This is a genomic window from Bradyrhizobium sp. WD16, from assembly GCF_024181725.1.
In the GTDB taxonomy this organism is placed as follows: Bacteria; Pseudomonadota; Alphaproteobacteria; order Rhizobiales; family Xanthobacteraceae; genus Bradyrhizobium_A.
The window spans coordinates 3,125,037-3,141,890 of the sequence record NZ_CP028908.1; the positions used below are offsets into that span (position 1 = coordinate 3,125,037).

Below are 16,854 nucleotides of genomic sequence, written 5' to 3' on the forward strand. Positions count from 1 at the left end.
TCATCAAGTTTCAAAACTCACGCGACCCGCGCAAATCGTTGCGATCGGGCTGATTTGATCAATAATTTCAGTTGGCGTGTCTTCAAGGTCGCTATCCAGGATCACGACGTCAGCTGCGTAGCCTGCCCTCAACTTGCCTTTCCAGCTGTCGCGAAATTCTGCGAATGCGGCTCGGACGGTATAGGCATCGAGTGTCTCGGCCAGTGATTGCCGGTTGTCAGGCAGGCCTTCCGCCCATGGCTTTCGAGTCATGGCCGAGTGGATTGACTGCAAAGGATTCACGGGAGAAACGGGCCAGTCGGAAGAGAAAATCATATCGACGCCGGCATCGCGGAAAGTGCGCCAGGCATATGCCAACGGCCACTTCGCCTTGCCGATGCGCGAAATGGTCGGTTCGAGGGGGAGCCCCATCTGGCCGGGCGGGTGCGGCGGCTGCATGGAGGCCAATACGCGGAGTCGCTTAAAGCGATCGAAGTCCTGAGAACGAATGATTTCGATATGCTCAATCCGATGCCGGCTGTCGCGTGGTCCGTTCGCTGCCGCAGCCGCCTCGTAGCCATCGAGCGCTCGCGCTACGGCGCCATCTCCGATAGCATGCACTGCCATTTGGAGACCACGCCGGTCCGCTTCTATGCAGATCCGATTGAACGTCGTCTCGTCGAGCCTCGCCTCGCCCCTCCATCCCGCAAGATCGGCGTAGTCATCGGCCATCAAGGCCGTGTGACTATCGAGCACGCCGTCCATGAATACCTTGACGGTGCCCGCACTCAGCCATTCCGAGTTATAGGCGGCGGCCATATATTCTGCTTTGTCCATAGCTTCAATAACGTCACCATCCGCATAGAGGAAGGGAATGCGAGCGCGGACGGTGAGTTCGCCAGACAGCTGCAAGTCCTTCAGCAACTTCAGTTGATAGAAGTTGCCATCCATATTCTGGAAGCTGGTGATGCCGTGCTTCGCCAAATGAGCGAGCCCTTTCTTCAAGGCCTCGCGGTCGCGGGCCATCTCGAGGGCGTCCGGTGACGGGGCAGGTTCGCCACCCGTACTAAGTCCAAGGCGCTCCCGGCCGCCGGAGCTTCCGAGAGCTATGACGGCATCAAAGGCAGCGTGCTCCCTCAGTTCACCGGTCGCGAGGTCGTCCGGGCCCATGACGATCTCGTTGCCTGGCGGCAGTACGCGCCCCTCCAGAAGCCCCGCTGTGCGCAGCGCGCGGGTATTCGCCCAGACCGTATGGTGATCGGGGGACATGAGGGCCAGCGGGCGATCCGGGAGGATGGAATCAAGCACATGCCGATCGACGCTGCGGTCTCCCAACAAGGAGTAGTCTGCAGAGTTCGCAATGATCAGGTTGTCCAGCGGCGTGCTCGCGGCATGCTCCACGATCGCTTTTCGGAGTGCTTCCTCGCCTTTCAAGCCAAACAGCGACAAATGCGTGAGTTCGACCGACCCACCGAAGATGTGGATGTGGCTTTCATTGAAACCGGGCAGAACCGTGTTTCCGGCGGCGTCGAAGACGCGTGTTCCGGGATGACGCAGTTCGGCAATCTCGTCGGCCGCTCCAACCGCGAGGATGCGGTCGTTCTGGATCGCGAGGGCCTCGGCCTTCGGGTTGAGTGGATCCATCGTGAGTAGGCGGCCGTTGGTTATGATGATGTCCGCCATTTCAGGCATGTTTCGCCTCCTGTCGAGTCGCAACTGTCAGATGCTTGACCGCAGAATAGGCGGCCAATCCGTGTGGTCCGAGCTCCCGTCCGATGCCGCTGGCCTTGAAGCCACCCCACGACGTGTTCGGGAAAATGATCTGAGGGGTATTGATCCAGATGTGACCAGCCACGACTTGCCTGGCCAGCCTCTGTGCATGATCCGGATCGCCCCCAACGATGGCGGCCGCAAGTCCGAATTCCGTGTCGTTGGCAAGCGCCACGGCTTCAGCCTCATCCGAAAAGCGCGCGATGGCCAGAACGGGACCGAAGATCTCCTCGCGCCAGATCGGGTGATGGAAGGGAACGTCCAGGTAGAGCGTCGGTTCGACGAAGAAGCCGTCTGCCTCAGTGCGGGCAACGCCGCCCTCCAGGCACTTCAAGCCGTCGACGCGAGCCTTCAGAAAGTAGGTCAGGATCTTGGCCCGCTGCGCCTCGGTCGTAATCGGTCCCATTTCGGCATGCGGATTGTCTGGACTATCCACGACCATGCGCCGCGTTTTTGCCCGCAGAACTGCGATCACGTCGTCGGCGATCGAATCGGCGACCAGCAGCCGCGATGTCGCCGAGCACATCTGGCCGCAATTGAAGAAAATGCCGGCGGCCGCGATCTCGGCCGCTTTCTCGACATCTGCGTCATCAAGAACGATGATCGGCGACTTCCCGCCAAGCTCCAGCGATAGTGGTAGAGTCCGCTCGGACGCGCCGGCCATGACCTGCCGTCCGGTGGCATTTGATCCTGTGAAAGACACTTTGGCGATGCCTGGATCCGCGACCAGCGCTGCTCCAATCGCGCCCGCGCCAGGCAGAATGTTGAGAACACCGGCGGGAAGTCCGGTCTCATCGGCAAGATCGCCGTAGACGAGTTCCGCAAGGGTCGTGAACTCGGACGGCTTGAGCACAGCTGTACATCCGGCGGCCAGCGCTGGCGCGAGCTTCCAGGCGGTCGTGACCAGCGGAAAATTCCATGGGACGATCAGCGCTGCCGGCCCGAGGGGTTCGAAATAGGTCCGGCCCGCAAGTCCTGGATCCGCAAGTCCTGGATCCGCAAGCATGAAGCCGCCGCCCTGGCGACCGTCGAGGTCGGCCGCCAGGGCGGCGTAGTAGTCGAACGCCGCAGCAGCATCGTCGACATCGATCATCGCTTCGCTACGCGGCTTGCCGTTGTTGCGCATCTGGAGAGCAACAAGCTCGTCCTTGCGTGCCCTGAGACCGTCCGAAAATCCGCGTAGGTGGCCGGCTCGGGCCGCTCCGGAAAGCGAGCGCCATTCGCTGAACGCCTCCGCGGCTGCCTGCCCGGCCAGACTGACTTGTTTAGCGCTCGCTGGCGCAATATCGGCAAACACCTTGCCGGACGATGGATCGACGGCCTCAAGCGGTTTATCGCCGCAGCCGGTATGCCAAGCACCACGAATGTACACCGCCTTATCCCGAGCGGGAATGGTCGGGGGCGCAGCCGCGCCTGGCCGGCGCATGTCGTCGTTCATAGGGGAAATCCCAATTGATGGACCAAATTGATCCAGAGCCGACGCCATCCGCCTTTCGTATCGGCCTCATCCAGGGCGTACATGGTTAGCTTGGCGCCGATCCAGCGGAACGGCTCGGGCGGAATATAGCCGGGGAGGGTGCTTGCGAATTCAAGCCGAAGTTCGGGTTTGTCGGCGCCGTAGAGAATGTCGAGGCCGACGCGAGCGCCGAAGCGTGTGGCGGTGACTCCGAATCCGGAATAGCCTCCCACCCAGATTCCCTTGCCGCCGTAGTAGCGTTGGAAGTGCACGGCCATGCGCTTCGAAAGATCGATCGGCCCGCTCCAGGCATGGCTGAACCGGACATCGTCAAGCTGAGGGAACGTCTTGAAAAAGGACGCAGCAAGCCGCTCGTAAGTGGTGATCTGCCGGTCTGCAGCGGGATCGACATCATCATTGTAGAAATAGCCGACACGCCCGCCGAAGACGATACGGTTGTCGGAGGTCAGCCGCATGTAGTTGAGCTGCAGACGGGTATCGTAGACGCCCTGGCGATTCCGCCAACCAAGCCTGGCCAACTGCTCGGCGGTTAACGGTTCGGTCGCCAGCACCCGGTCACGCACGCCAACGATCCGGCGCTTGATATGAGCATGGCCGGCCCCCCACGCGTTTGTCGCAAAGAGAGCCCGGTGAGCCACGATCCTTCCGTCATGCGTGATGATAGCAAGCCGGTCGCCCAAATCCTCGACACCGGTCATCGGCGTCAGTTCATGCATCCTGACGCCGAGACCCTTGGCGATACGCTTAAGTTCCCACGCGAGCTTCGCCGGATGGACCGTTCCGCTCTTTCCGAGCGACCAAACGCCGGCGGAAAAAAGCGGCGAAGCGACCTGTGCCTGAACCTGCTCGCGATCAAGCAGAACGGCGTCATGGCCGTAAAGCTTATGCAGCTCGAATTCCCGCTGGAGGCGAGGTACCTGCGCCTTCTCCACCGCAACCGTCAGCTCGCCTCCCCACTCGAGGTCGACATCGGCTTTGTTCTCGACCAGAGTCCGTTTCCAGCCGTCTAGGTTTTCATGTCCTAGCGCCTCGAGAACTGGCATGTCGTTCGGAAAAATCCGGCTCGCATTGACGAGTCCATGCATGACTGAAGTGGAAACGATTCCACCTGGCCTGCCGGACGCGCCGTGCCCGATCCTTCCCGCCTCGATCACCATGATGTCGCGGCCCGGATCGGCCTGTTTGGCGATGACAGCCGCCCAGAGGCCGGTGAATCCTCCGCCGACGATGACGAGGTCGGCCTGCGTCCGGCCGATAAGCTGCGGCTCTGGCGCGGGAGCCGAGGCATTGTCCAACCAGTAAGGATAAAGGGTCGCGTCGGACAACGCGCTTCGGATCTTCGTCATTTTCGGTCGGCTCCAAGTAGTTTCGGCAGATCGCCAAAACGGGCAATCAACGCCAGCTGCGTTACGGTCACGACGACGAAGAAGACGGAGGCAGCTGCCATGACGGGCGTGTAGCCGTAGCGCAGAGCATTGAAGATCTTCATCGGTAACGTTTCAAGAACTGGTCCAACAGTCATGAATGCCACGATGTATTCGTTCAGTGACGCGACAAACGTGAAAGCGAAACTGGATATGGCATAAGGCCGTATCAGGGGTAGGATGACGGTCATCGTGACCGTGCGTTCGTCGGCTCCCATCGTTGCGGCGGCCTCCGACAGAGACGGATCAAGACGCGAAAAGCCAAGGGTCAGCGAGAACAGCGGCAGTGAGACCAGGAGAATCGCATGGCTCAGGACGATGGTCCACGGTTGACCATAGGCCCCTGTTTCGATCCAGAATGCCAGAAGCCCTAGCGCAGTAATCACCGGCGGAAGCAGAAAGGGGATCAGGCCGAGCGCGACGATCATCTTGGCCCATCGTGATCGATATCGCCAGACATACCAGGCCAGCGGAAAGGCGATCGCGAGCGCGAGTAGCGCCGACGCCAGCGCAATCATTACACTGTTCGAAAGTGCGTTGAACCAGTCCGGATCGCGAAATATGTCGAAATACCAGGAGAAGCTGATGCCTTGCGGTGGAAAAGTGAGTGACTTCTTCTCATTGAGAGAGACGCCGATGACGACGATCAGTGGTGCCGCCATGACCACGGCCATCAAAGCGAAGAATAGCCGTCGCAAACCTGCCTGGCTCATCGCGAGGATTCCTTTTGTCCGAGCAGGAAAACTGAGCCGGCGAGCAGGATCGTCGCAACCACCAGGAACACCGCGAGTGCCGCGGCGAACGGGATGTTCGATTGCCCGATTGCCTGATCGGTGATGATCACCGATAGCGTCCATTCCTGCGGTCGACCGAGAATTTGGGGCATCAGATACGAGCCTAGCGTGAAGACGAAAACCATCAGAAATGTCGCGACGATGCTGTGGCGATGCATCGGCAGCACGATGTTGAAGAAGCTTCGCAGGGGCGAGCTTCCCAACGTGCGCGCGGCTTCTTCGACATGGGGATCATCGCGCGTCAGGATCGGATAGAGCAGAAGAACGGCGTAGGGAAAAGCCAGATAGACGATGCCTGCCAGCACGGCGCCAAGGCCGGGAGACAGCGAGGATGCCTCCGTCATCAAGCCCAATGTGACTGCGAGGTTCGTCACGCCTGCAGTGCGTGAAAGCAGAGTCGACCAGGCAAATCCGATGATCGTTTCAGACAGTGACAGAATCGAAAGCAGAAAGATCAGCCAGAGTACCTGGGTCGATCGAGCCGCCGTGACGAGAAGATAGGCAAAAGGAAAGGCTATCAGCACCGAAATCAGGGACACCAGCAGAGCAATACCGAGAGACACCCCCAAGATTCGCGCGACGTAGGGACTGAGCAGACGCGCGTAATTTTCGAACGTCAGCGTGGCTTCGTAGGCTCCTCCCCCGACATTATGGAAGAAGGAAATGGCTACCATGATGCCGAAGGGAATAACGAAGAAGAGCGCAAGCGCGAGGCCGGGCACGACGACCGGCAGGTGCCCGGCGAGCGTGCGGCGTTCGGCCGTCGAATCGCTCACGCGAGCACCACGCAGTCGCTCTGCGGAATGCGAACGTGAGCGATTTCGCCAAGCCGCGGCACCGGGCGATAGGCGGCGGCCACGGCCACAACCATGTCTCTGGGCTGTCCGGCGATGTTGATGCTGATCTCCGTGCTTGCGCCAAGTTGACGGACGAAGCTGACCGTCCCCGTAAGCGTATTTTCGCCGGCTTCGAGCTCAAGGATCAGATTTTCCGGGCGGACCGAGAAGGAAAAGCTCCCGCTTGAAGGCGCGCCTGCGACGTGAATCACGGTGTCAACGACCTTTGCTCGTCCATCGCCGAGCGCGTCGGCCTCGATGAGGTTGGCCTGCCCGACGAAGTCGGCCACGAAGGCATTCGCAGGCCGACGATAGACCTCGATCGGATGGGCGACCTGCTGAATGACGCCGTTCGACATCACGACGACCCGGTCAGCAGTGGTCATCGCTTCGCGCTGATCGTGCGTGACGAGAAAAGTCGTAATGCCGAGATCGCGCTGGAGGCGTTTCAATTCGATCTGCATTGCTTCGCGCAACTTGGCATCCAGTGCTGACATGGGCTCGTCGAGAAGGAAGAGCTTGGGTCGGAGCGCCAACGCCCGGGCGATGGCCACTCGTTGGCGCTGCCCTCCAGAGAGTTGGTTGATCGCGCGCTCGGCAACATCCGGCAGCCGTACCAGGTCGAGAAGCCGCTCGACCTCGATCCGCTGCTTTGCTTTCGGCACCCCGCGTATACGCATTGGATAGGAGACGTTCTCTCCCACCGTCAGGTGCGGAAACAGAGCGAGCGACTGAAACACCATTCCAAAGTCCCGTGCGTGAGCCGGGAGGTTGGTGATGTTGTGTCCGTCGAGCAGAATTTTTCCGGAAGTGGGAGTGTCGAGGCCGGCAATGATGCGCAACAACGTGGTTTTGCCGCAACCGGATGGCCCCAGCAGGCAGACAAACTGCCCATGCGCGACATCCAGCGATATGTCGTTGAGAATCGGGTGGGCACCGAACGTCTTGTTCAGATCGGTGATGGCGAGACCTGACATCAGATACACCTTCTGGTCGTCTGCGCGTTCAGGCGCGCAGACGACTGCAATTACCGATTCAACCCTGCTGCATTTCCGCCCAGATCTGGCTCAGCCAGTCGGCACGGGCTACGTGCATATCATAACGGGGGACGATCGGATCGATACTCGAGGAAACAGCCGCGAATTCCTCATCTGTCAGATCCGTGAGCGAGCGGTCGACGACCGGTGTGCTTCCGAGCTTGCGCGCAAGGAGTGCCTGAGTCGACGGCTGAGACATGTAGTCGATGAAGACCTCTCCCAGATCAACGAGCTTGGAGGCCTTCGGAATCACCCAACTGCCGCTGTCGATCAAGCCGCCCTCTTTAGGCATCGTCGAGCGAACGGGGAAGCCGTCGAGCGCGGCCTGACCCGTGACGTCGTGATAATATTGTCCCATCGGGATTTCGCCCGCCTTCAACGCCTGTTCGAACTGGGCCTCGTCGCGATACCACAACCGCACATTGGGCCTCAGTTCGCCGACCTTTGCGAGCACCCGCTTGATGTTCTCGTCTGAACTCAGGAAATCGGTGCCCCCGAAGAAGGTCTTTGCCGTAATTTCCAGCAGGTAGGAATTGCCTGCATTGGCAAGGACGCCCAGCTGGTTCTTATGCTTGGGATCCCAGAACTCCGCCCATGAGGTGGGAGCTTCCGGGAAGACCTTGGTATTGGAGACGAGCGTGATGTACCAGGAACTGGCTCCGACCGCGACGGTGTGCCCATCCTTGTCCTTGCTGATCAGCCGCGGTAGCACGCCACTGATGTGCGGCAACCGTTTCTCGTTGACACCCTGCCAAAGGCCCAAGGCAATGCCGCGCAACGCAGGCACCTGTGCCATCATGTTTACGTCGGCCGGCACTCGCCCTGCCTTGGCGGCTTGCTGCAACTGCACCAGCCAAGCCTCGCCGGTCGGCTCGGCGACGCTATCGATCTTGATGCCGGAGGCCTTGGTGAATGCCGGAAAGACCTCCTTGTCAAAGGTGTCCTTGTAGAGTCCGCCATATACGGCGACTTTCAAAGTTCTGTCCGCGGCTCGCAAGACGTTTGGAAAGCCGCCGATCAAGCTGGCCGCGCCCAACGTCGAGATATTGCGAAGAAGACGCCTGCGCGTCGTGGGAAGTGTTAAGACGGTGGCCATCGTATTCCCCAGCGAGTTGTAGAGTTTTGCCCGGCTCGGTCCCAGCGTGACTTGGACATTGCACGGGATACATTGCCAATTAGCGGCTCTCATTTCGGACTTTACCGAAGTTATGTCCTCTTCCGTCGGGATATGCTGACCGGCAGCCAGCAGAGGGAGCAAAGTGTGATCAGTCCGGAGAGGCTCAAATATCTACGCGAAAAATATGCCGAGGCCGCCGGAGGGGATGTCTTCGACCCGAAGTTTGGCAGGGTGGCAGCCGCACAATTTCAGGGCGGAGACCGGCGCAAATGGCCATTTTCGGGTGTGCCTACCTTGCTGAATTCCCCTTATCTACCTGGCGTACGCAATGCCGACGACGTCCACGGAGTCGATATCGCGCTCGTTGGTGTCCCCATGGACCTCGGCGTGACCAATCGCAGCGGCGCCCGCTTTGGTCCCCGGGCGTTGCGGACGGTCGAAAGGATTGGGCCCTATGAGCATGTTCTGGATTGCACGCCGTTTGCCGATGCCAGCATCGCCGATATCGGCGATGTGCCGATGCAGAGCCGGTTCGATTTGGCACAATGCCATCAAGACATCGAGCAGTTCTACACCGGTCTAGCGGACCGGGGGATTCGCCCCCTTAGCGTGGGCGGTGATCATTCGATCACTGCGTCGATCCTGAAGGCGCTCGGGCGAGAACGTCCGGTTGGGCTGATCCACATCGATGCTCATTGCGATACCGCCGGCCCGTATGAGAACACCAAGTTTCAGCACGGAGGCCCGTTTCGCCTTGCGGTGCTTCAGGGCTCGCTCGATCCGACACGCACCATCCAGATCGGCATTCGTGGCGGCGCCGAGTATCTCTGGGAATTTTCGCACGAGAGCGGCATGGTGGTCGTCCATGCCGAGAAAGTCGCCGCCATGGGCATCCCGGCTCTGATCCAGATGGCAAGAGAGGCCGTCGGCGACGGTCCGACATATTTATCGTTTGACATCGACAGCATCGATCCCGGCTTTGCGCCCGGTACGGGAACGCCTGAAGTGGGCGGCTTGACGCCGCGAGAGGTGCTGGAATTTCTACGCGGCCTGAAGGGCCTTGATTTCGTCGGTGGAGACGTGGTGGAGGTGGCGCCCCAATACGACACGACAACCAATACCGCTCAAATCGGTGCACAGGTGCTCTTTACGATCCTTTGCCTGATGGTTCAGTCGCCTCGGCCGGAAGGGACGCGCACTCCGGCGCAATTTTAGGCATTCGTTCGCACGAAGGCGCGTGCTTCCGCGGCGATCTGCTTTCCCGTGCAGCGCTGTCGCTGCAAAGCCTCGACGGCAACACACGCGACCGCCGGGGTTTGACCCGGCATGAATTGGGGCGTGAGGAACGGTCCCACAGCCTATCCACGTCGCCGCGCGGAAGCGTTCGACCCTCTTGGCGACGGTCTTCAAGGTCGTGTTGAATTGCCGGCACCCGGCAGCGAAGATCCAATCCGTTTCACGAGAGCGTCCGTTCCGATTGAATCAAAGCGGGCAAGGCTCCGGCCTCGCGAGCGCAAAAAAGAGGCGCCATGGAACACGGCGCCTCTTTCGCAATTCGATTGGGTAGGTCGGCCTGAGGAAGCTCAGAATTTGACCGAGATGCCCGAGGTCAATGATTCCTCCTTGCAACTCCCGTTGTTGACTGCCGCCGCCGTTCCCGCGTTGCCGAAGCACACATTATTGGCGACGTCCTTGTCATCCAGACCGAACTTGTTTTGCCAGTAGCGGTAGGCAACCCAGACGTCGACGAAGTGCGAGTATGTCGGACCCCAGAACAGCTTGGAGGCGTCGAAGGTCAGGCGAATGGGTTCGGAGTTGATCTCCATCTTGGTGTTGTTGATTGGCGATAGAATGCCGTCGGCCGCTCCTGTGCCTTTCGGACCGTAGAAGCCCGCGCGCCCCGAGATCGCGAAATACTGCAGGTTCTCCGGCAGGAAGCCGAGCTCCATATAGTAGTTGATCTCCAGCGCCCAGGTGCCGCGGAATTCGACGTTTCCGTCGACAACGCCCGGAAACGGCGCCGCGTAGGCCGGCATCACGAAGATGTTGTGATTCCACTCCTTGTAGTAAAGGGGCGCTACGTTGAAGTAGCCCTTGTAGGGCAGATCAAATGCGAATAGCAGTCCGGCGACCACTGCTTTCTTGGCAGGGGCCGCGAACTGATTTTCTGTCTCGATGTCGGCTCCGACCTCGAACGAGATGTTGTTCAGCGCCCCATAGCTAAAGGCTTTTGTGTTGAAGATTTCGTTCCAACCCAAGGTGCTCCGGAGCACTCCGAAAAACTCAACGGCACCAGCGCAGCCGGTCATCGGCCGTAGAACGTCGCCGCAAGGAGCTGCGGGATCATTTTTGTCGGATTTCAGTAGCTCGAAATTGGCGAAATTGGTGCCGTAGGCCCAGACGTCGAAATGGGTAAAAGCGAGGACGTTCTTGGCAGTGCGATTCGTCGCACCTGGCGAAGTGGCCGAGAACTGATAGGAGTAGGTCAGCACGTTGTCGTTGATCAGAAAGAACGGCAAGTCTGCGACAGGCTTCGCCTTCACAGGCATTGGAGATAGATCAGCGGCCAAAGCCGATCCGGTCGCGGCGAGCCCCAGACAAGCCGCGAATATGCAGTGTTTCAAGTTCATCTAAACTCCCTTTCACAGCGAACCTTCTGTCTCGTTACTGCTTGCGTGGGATGCGAGATCCGCATTGCGTCTCTCGGTCCAAACACGTGAGTGGTTTGATGCAGTAACTCACGAAGAATTCATCGATCAAAGGAGCGGTAGAGCGAAGTCTGCTTCGTCGACTGTCGAAGTGTCGGAATCGGTTTGATCTTGGATAAGCAATGCCAAGTCGGCGATCGGCAAGGCTCCACTCAATAGAGTGGCATCGGCGAGGCGCTGGGCCGTCGATCGCATCGGCCTCAGGCTGGCTCTGCAGGGGGCGCAGGCGAAGGCCGTCAGGATCGTGCTTCCGTTCGCCGATGCGAGCGATGCGTCGACGCATCCTTACCCGGCCAGTGCTAGTGCGGTGGATCTGACGCTCGTATCAGCGTTGCAGCGAATTCGTCGCACGAGCGTCAGATCCACCACACTAAGGCCTGTCCTCAATTGAGCCAGATGATAACCGCCGCGAGGTGGATTGCGGCGAGGAAATTTCTGGCGGTTTTGTCGTAGCGGGTAGCGATGGCGCGGTATTGCTTGAGCTTGCAGAAGAAATTCTCGATGAGATGGCGTGCCTTATAGGCGTGCTTGTCGAAATCGCGCTGGAGCTGCCGGTGGCGCCTGGGCGGGATCACGACCGACTTTCCCCGTGCCAGCAACGGGGCAATCACCCGTTCGTCGGCGTCGAAGGCCTTGTCTGCCAATAAGGCGTCGGCCGCCATGTCGGGCAGCAGTGCATCGGCGCCCTCCAGATCATGGGCTTGGCCGGGCGTCAGGATGAAGTCCAGCGGATTGCCCAGGGCATCGACAAGCGCATGGATCTTGGTGCTCAGCCCGCCTTTGCTGCGCCCGATAGCTTGGTCTTCGCCGTCTTTTTTTGTGCGCCGGCACTGTGCTGATGCGCCCGCACGATCGTGCTGTCGATCATCGCGTACTCATTGTCGGCATCGCTCGCCAGCATCTTAAACAGCTTCTTCCACACCCCCGCTCTTCGTCCAGCGCGAAAAACGCGTATGTATCTTGATCGGATCGCCGAAGCGTTCGGGCAAATCTCGCCAAGGGATCCCGGCTCGATAGCGGTAGATCACCGCTTCTACAAACAGCCGATTGTCTTTGGCCGTGACCCCTACATGCCCTTCACGTCCGGGCAAAATATCCTTGATCCTATCCCATTGATCGTCCCGAAGGGCGTAGCGGCGCATTTGGTCAGCTCCGAATCAGCTGACCGCCTATGAATCATGCGATAATCTGCTTGGGAATCCTCTAATTGAGGACAGGCTCTAGCAAAATCAAAAAAAGCTCGTGCGGCTTATGTCTCGCAATTGCTCACTGGGGCTCGCCGGCAAAGGGCATAGGCAATTGCGAGACGCCGCAAGACCCCCTCTGTCTCGTCATCTCCGCGATGAGCGGGCCGAGCTTTTGGCCGCTGGGCCGGATCCGACGGCCCGGTTTCAGACGAGAATATCGACAACCGGGCGTCGGGATTTTCGCCAGTAAGCTTTATAATGTAGGTTAAAATCCGTTTCGATTTGACGCTGTCCGTCAGTCCAAAATAGGCTCGCTCGATCTCGCGAAGAGCAGGATCGGAGATCAGGTGAGCGGCCGAAATCCGAGTTGCGGCTCAAGGGCCGGGTTCCTCGACCAGCGGATCCGCACGCTCGCGCGGGAATATTCAGAGTTGGTGCGCCTTCGTGATCTCGTTAAACAGGCCGAAGCGATCCAGAAGAACCGTCGGCGCTCCACCGGCATGGCCGGCGAGGCAAGGGGCGCAAAGACAAGCGGCGCCCGGCGCATTCGCTGAGGATCGCGCTCGCGGCGGCCTGCGGGACCGCCCGTCATTTAATTTTTGCGTCGCGGTAGCGCGTCCCAATTAAATCGGAGAGCGGCGCTTCTGGCGAGCCCGGCGTCGGCATATCGCATTGGGGGAGGGCGGCCATCACATGGTTGTGCGCTAAAATTGAGCGGAGGGACGGACGAGGCTCGAATATCGGGGCGCCGAGATGAAAAACCCTTCAAGAATCGGTCGTTAGGCCTGCCATGCGATCAAAAAGAATCTCGTTGATCAGCGAAATAAAAATAGTTCTCAATTGAGTTTGAACCCACGTCGGACCGTGATCGTCTAACATAGGGCGGAACGATATTCGCTTTGCGTCCCTATGTGTTGTGCCAGTATTGGGGGGTAACAATGAAGAAAATGAGCCATGTGGACCAATCGCATGCCGGCTCTCTTCAGCATTCTCTAAGTGCAATCAAAGAAGCACATTTTCAGCTCCTCCTTCTGACCTCTTCGTCAACGACGCCAACTGCCCTGGCCTCGCGCATTCAGCTTTACGACGTCTTGCTGGGCGAAATCTCAGGAATTCGCAATCGTCTTGCGAGGTCTATCAAGTACAGGCGCAGTGCGCCATACGCGTGCGGGGAGCGTGTCGGACTGAACAGCTGAGGACGTCGGCCGGCCGGCACCCCTCAAGAGTGGTGGCTGCGCCGCGAATTCTTGTTTTCCGCTGTCGGTCCGCCATCGCCGATCTTGAAGTCCTCAAGCTTGCGGCCGGACTTGAGAGCCGTGACCAGCCATCGCGGCTGCTTGCCGCGGCCGGACCAGGTCTCCGTCGGCGCAGACGGATTGTAGTATTTCGGCAAAACCTTCGGGTACTTGCGACGCGGTACCCGGTCGGACCGCGGTTCTTCGGTCGTAATTCCAGCCTCGCCGATCCTCTCAGCACGATTGAGCTGCGCCAGCCGCTTCTCCAGCTCCAGCTTTTCCGCGGTTATCTTTTCCGACAGAATCTTCGTCAGCTCCTCGTGCAGAAGCCAGAGCTCGTCGAAGTCCATTGCCTCTAGGTCCAGTTTGCGCATCGCGCTCTCGTGATTGTTCGACAGATTACAATCTGGTCGGCTGCAAACTCATCTGCGAAACGACACGCTCGGTTTGCGGCGGATCAGGTCAAGCTGGCGAAATTCGCCCCAAACCGGGAATATAATATAGACTAATTTATATAAATTAATAGCTTGCCAATTATTTTATTTCTGTCAAGTTTCTCTTGGTGGTGGGATTTAAAATGAACTGGCGTCCGTGCGATTTAAGGGATGATTTTTAAGATAAATCAATGAGTTGTCGTGAGTTCAAATATTGCCGAAGGCGCTATGAGGCAAGGGAGAATTAAATATGGATTTTATCGAGCCTCCCCTCGCTCGTCTCCAGGAATCCGTCAGCCGGTTCGTCGCTCCGTCCTGCGATTTGTGCGACGTCTGTGCGATCAAAGCCCAGATCGAGCTCAGGCAGCGCGCCTTGATGGACATCGAGGTCATCCGCTGCCGGCTGCGGCCTTTCATCCGGAGAGAAGGCGTGCGGCTGCACCGCAGGCTGCAGAATCGGTACGGACGCCGGCCGCCATCCGGGGCGCATATTCAGTGCCGGTCGCGGTTGCCGGTCATTATGACGCCATGAATCAATTGGAATTTAATAGACGGCGAATCAGGCGGTACGTCGCAGAATAATCCCTGGTCGCGCGAGCGATGCGGGCATTTGCCGCGGTTGCCCGAGGTGCGGCGCGGTTGTGCCAAGCCTAGTTGCTCGTGATAATGAGTGGCTGTCGGCTTTTTGCTTTGGAACACTCCGGGACGCCGCTTGATTAATATCAGGTGGGGCAATATGACATCCGACCAGCACAAAGCGGAGCTGCAAGGCGGCAGTATGTCGGCAAAGAAGGTCGAACTCGAAGCGATGGCGCTGGACGACCTCTGGTCGCTTCACGAAGAGATCAGCGCGATCCTGTCGGCTCGGATCAAGGCTGAAAAGCGCGAACTCGAAAAGCGCTTGGCGGTTCTTAATCGCGGCATGGATGTCATTGAGGAATCGAGCGATTCACGGCCGATTCAGAACGGAAAGCCGCGCCGCAAATATCCGAGGGTGATGCCCAAATACCGTAATCCGCAGACCTCGGAGACGTGGTCGGGGCGCGGCAAGCGACCGCGCTGGCTGGTGGCGGCAATGAAGTCCGGCCGCAAGATGGAAGAGTTCCGAATCAGCGAAGGCGGCGGCGCGAAGGGTCGACAGCGGGCCTGATCGTTTCCTTTCCGGCCTGTCTAACTCGACTTGCCATCAATCGTCTGAAGATGCCTGAGACGGCCTGCCCTTCGGTCGGCGCCACGGCTTATGGCTGCGGGCCGATTTAATAGGCATTGCGTCCGCGCAACACCTCGAGGGGGGTCTGAAGCAGGATCGCAAGATCGAGCCGCAGGCTCCAATTGTCGATGTACCAGAGGTCATACTCGACCCGGCGTTCGATCAGGGCGGTGGTCGGGGTCGGACCGCGACACCCATGCACCTGCGCCCAACCGGTGAGGCCGGGCTTGACGCGTCGCCGGAACGCGTAGTTCCGAACCACCTTGTCGAACTGGTTGTCGTGTGCCAACGCGTGGGGCCTTGGGCCGACCAGGGACATGCTGCCATCGAGCACGTTGAGCAGCTGCGGCAGCTCGTCGATGCTCGTTCTGCGCAGCCATTTGCCGATCCGTGTCACCCGGTTGTCGACCGGCCCGACCTGGACGATCGATGGCCCGTCCTCCAGCACGGACATTGTTCGAAACTTGCAAATCGCAAACCTCCGGCCGTTGAAGCCGCAGCGTTGCTGCCTGAACAGCACAGGTCCGGCGGAGTCCAGTTTGATGGCGATGGCAACGGCCGCAAGCAGCGGCGACAGGATGGTCAAGGCGAGCCCTGCACCGACGAGATCGATCAGCCGCTTCGTGGCGTGTTCAACTCCCGTGAGAGGGCCGCGCTGGAGTTCGACGCAGACGGCGCTTCCGAGGTCCCGCGTCGGCCGCCGAAACATCTCGGAGGCCGCGCCACCCGGCACAAAGACGATGGGAAAGGGCACAACCCTCAATTCGGCGACGAAAGCACGCAGTTCCGACCAGCGGTTGGGGTCCGCCTCGACAATCACCTCGTCGATGTCGGAACCACGGATGCGTTCGATCACGCGCGCGCTGAGCCGTTTTCGATAGCCGGAATTGGAGCCCGGCGGCGGCAAGCTGAATTTTTCGGATACGCAGAATCCGAGATTCGTGAGAGTCTGGGCCAGGCCGGAATCGAGCGGCTGCGGTTGGTCGGTGATCAACACGACGTTCCGCCCGGTAAATCTCCTGCCGCTGAGGCCCTTCTTGAGCAGATCGCGCATGACGCCACGCTGGACGATCAGGGCGGCTAGTCCGATCAGCGCAAAGAGCAGAGCCGCGCCGCGCGAGAGTTCGTGGCCGATGTCGACGGCACCGACGGTTCCGGCGAGCAGAAGGAACACGCAGCTCCAGACGAGGCAGACGGTCCGGATCTGGCTGCGCAAGACCAGAAGTTCGGTCGGTCGGTACATGTCCTGTATCTTCAGCAGAGAAACAAACAGCGCCGATACGATCGTTGCGGAGCCGAGGGCCTTGCCGGGGTCGGCGGTCATCCCGCCGCCGCCATGGAACTGGTAGATCGCGGCCGACACGACGCTGGCAACGAGGATGGTCGCGCAGTCGGCGAGCAGCACGAGCGGCGCGATGGACTCGTAGCGGATCGGCCATTTCCGTTCCGTCGCCAGCGTTGCGCCAAGGCTGCGAGGCGGCACCTCGTCCGAGATATTCGCCGCGATATGCCGATTGACAAAATTCATGACGAACGAAGTGCCACCGTCGGGATAATATTTAATTTATTGTAAATGTATTAAATAAAGCAAGCCCAAATCGCGCCAAATTAAACATATAACATATATTTAATCATCGGCGTTCCGT

Annotated in this window: 14 protein-coding genes and 1 pseudogene; 4 read left to right on the plus strand and 11 right to left on the minus strand. The window is 59.4% G+C overall.

All coding sequences use genetic code 11. The features are described 5' to 3' along the window. Window positions 1–3: 3 nt before the first annotated feature. Genes DB459_RS14520 through DB459_RS14550 form a run of 7 tightly spaced genes read right to left on the minus strand, consistent with a single transcriptional unit; the run spans window position 4 to window position 8,413 of the window. Window positions 4–1,671: an amidohydrolase gene (locus DB459_RS14520; protein WP_253705976.1), complete on the minus strand. Its 1,668-nt coding sequence runs from the start codon at window positions 1,669–1,671 to the stop codon at window positions 4–6. Further along, window positions 1,664–3,187 carry an aldehyde dehydrogenase family protein gene (locus tag DB459_RS14525; RefSeq protein ID WP_253705978.1) on the minus strand — a complete coding sequence of 508 codons (1,524 nt, stop codon included), beginning with the start codon at window positions 3,185–3,187 and terminating at the stop codon, window positions 1,664–1,666. The genes DB459_RS14520 and DB459_RS14525 overlap by 8 nt, the downstream gene beginning before the upstream one ends. Then, a complete protein-coding gene (locus DB459_RS14530; RefSeq protein ID WP_253705980.1) occupies window positions 3,184–4,572 on the minus strand; it encodes an FAD-binding oxidoreductase in 1,389 nt (462 codons plus the stop codon). The genes DB459_RS14525 and DB459_RS14530 overlap by 4 nt, the downstream gene beginning before the upstream one ends. Next, window positions 4,569–5,363, minus strand: coding sequence for an ABC transporter permease (locus DB459_RS14535; protein WP_253705981.1), 795 nt, complete (start codon window positions 5,361–5,363; stop codon window positions 4,569–4,571). Before DB459_RS14535 ends, DB459_RS14530 begins: the two co-directional genes overlap by 4 nt. Continuing rightward, window positions 5,360–6,220: an ABC transporter permease gene (locus tag DB459_RS14540; RefSeq protein WP_253705982.1), complete on the minus strand. Its 861-nt coding sequence runs from the start codon at window positions 6,218–6,220 to the stop codon at window positions 5,360–5,362. The genes DB459_RS14535 and DB459_RS14540 overlap by 4 nt, the downstream gene beginning before the upstream one ends. Continuing rightward, the gene (locus DB459_RS14545) at window positions 6,217–7,257 is read right to left on the minus strand and encodes an ABC transporter ATP-binding protein (RefSeq protein ID WP_253705983.1); all 1,041 of its coding nucleotides are present in this window, start codon (window positions 7,255–7,257) and stop codon (window positions 6,217–6,219) included. Before DB459_RS14545 ends, DB459_RS14540 begins: the two co-directional genes overlap by 4 nt. Before the next feature lie 58 nt (window positions 7,258–7,315). Beyond that, a complete protein-coding gene (locus DB459_RS14550; RefSeq protein WP_253705984.1) occupies window positions 7,316–8,413 on the minus strand; it encodes a PotD/PotF family extracellular solute-binding protein in 1,098 nt (365 codons plus the stop codon). A gap of 165 nt (window positions 8,414–8,578) precedes the next feature. Between DB459_RS14550 and speB the strand changes: the two genes are divergently transcribed. Further along, on the plus strand, window positions 8,579–9,649 hold the full coding sequence (gene speB / locus DB459_RS14555; protein WP_253705985.1) for an agmatinase: 1,071 nt from the start codon (window positions 8,579–8,581) through the stop codon (window positions 9,647–9,649). A gap of 368 nt (window positions 9,650–10,017) precedes the next feature. Here speB and DB459_RS14560 read toward each other — a convergent pair whose 3' ends face one another. Beyond that, window positions 10,018–11,064: a hypothetical protein gene (locus DB459_RS14560; RefSeq protein ID WP_253705986.1), complete on the minus strand. Its 1,047-nt coding sequence runs from the start codon at window positions 11,062–11,064 to the stop codon at window positions 10,018–10,020. Window positions 11,065–11,525: 461 nt separating this feature from the next. Next, window positions 11,526–12,284, minus strand: a pseudogene (locus DB459_RS14565) (IS5 family transposase). A gap of 392 nt (window positions 12,285–12,676) precedes the next feature. On the opposite strand from DB459_RS14565, the gene DB459_RS14570 reads away from it, so the two are divergent. Then, window positions 12,677–12,883 (plus strand): hypothetical protein, encoded by a 207-nt coding sequence (locus DB459_RS14570; RefSeq protein WP_253705987.1) that lies wholly within the window; start codon window positions 12,677–12,679, stop codon window positions 12,881–12,883. A 665-nt stretch (window positions 12,884–13,548) separates the two neighbouring features. On the opposite strand, the gene DB459_RS14575 is transcribed toward DB459_RS14570, so the two are convergent. Beyond that, a complete protein-coding gene (locus DB459_RS14575) occupies window positions 13,549–13,938 on the minus strand; it encodes an H-NS family nucleoid-associated regulatory protein (protein ID WP_253705988.1) in 390 nt (129 codons plus the stop codon). 310 nt (window positions 13,939–14,248) lie between these two features. Here DB459_RS14575 and DB459_RS14580 point away from each other — a divergent pair, with 310 nt between their 5' ends. Together DB459_RS14580 and DB459_RS14585 are read left to right on the plus strand one after the other, a co-directional pair. Further along, window positions 14,249–14,530, plus strand: a complete 282-nt coding sequence (locus tag DB459_RS14580) for a hypothetical protein (protein WP_253705989.1) — start codon at window positions 14,249–14,251, stop codon at window positions 14,528–14,530. 246 nt (window positions 14,531–14,776) lie between these two features. Then, window positions 14,777–15,148, plus strand: coding sequence for an H-NS family nucleoid-associated regulatory protein (locus DB459_RS14585; protein WP_253713569.1), 372 nt, complete (start codon window positions 14,777–14,779; stop codon window positions 15,146–15,148). 106 nt (window positions 15,149–15,254) lie between these two features. Here the strand turns inward: DB459_RS14585 and DB459_RS14590 are convergent, their stop codons facing one another. After that, a complete protein-coding gene (locus DB459_RS14590; protein WP_253705990.1) occupies window positions 15,255–16,736 on the minus strand; it encodes an exopolysaccharide biosynthesis polyprenyl glycosylphosphotransferase in 1,482 nt (493 codons plus the stop codon). Window positions 16,737–16,854 lie beyond the last annotated feature (118 nt).

Excerpts from the sequence above, each read along its gene's own strand:
- DB459_RS14550 (WP_253705984.1), bottom strand. The coding sequence starts at position 8,413 with ATGGCCACCGTCTTAACACTTCCCACGACGCGCAGGCGTCTTCTTCGC.
- DB459_RS14520 (WP_253705976.1), bottom strand. The coding sequence starts at position 1,671 with ATGCCTGAAATGGCGGACATCATCATAACCAACGGCCGCCTACTCACG.
- DB459_RS14525 (WP_253705978.1), bottom strand. The coding sequence starts at position 3,187 with ATGAACGACGACATGCGCCGGCCAGGCGCGGCTGCGCCCCCGACCATT.
- DB459_RS14535 (WP_253705981.1), bottom strand. The coding sequence starts at position 5,363 with ATGAGCCAGGCAGGTTTGCGACGGCTATTCTTCGCTTTGATGGCCGTG.
- DB459_RS14560 (WP_253705986.1), bottom strand. The coding sequence starts at position 11,064 with ATGAACTTGAAACACTGCATATTCGCGGCTTGTCTGGGGCTCGCCGCG.
- DB459_RS14580 (WP_253705989.1), top strand. The coding sequence starts at position 14,249 with ATGGATTTTATCGAGCCTCCCCTCGCTCGTCTCCAGGAATCCGTCAGC.
- DB459_RS14545 (WP_253705983.1), bottom strand. The coding sequence starts at position 7,257 with ATGTCAGGTCTCGCCATCACCGATCTGAACAAGACGTTCGGTGCCCAC.
- DB459_RS14585 (WP_253713569.1), top strand. The coding sequence starts at position 14,777 with ATGTCGGCAAAGAAGGTCGAACTCGAAGCGATGGCGCTGGACGACCTC.
- DB459_RS14530 (WP_253705980.1), bottom strand. The coding sequence starts at position 4,572 with ATGACGAAGATCCGAAGCGCGTTGTCCGACGCGACCCTTTATCCTTAC.
- DB459_RS14575 (WP_253705988.1), bottom strand. The coding sequence starts at position 13,938 with ATGCGCAAACTGGACCTAGAGGCAATGGACTTCGACGAGCTCTGGCTT.
- DB459_RS14590 (WP_253705990.1), bottom strand. The coding sequence starts at position 16,736 with ATGAATTTTGTCAATCGGCATATCGCGGCGAATATCTCGGACGAGGTG.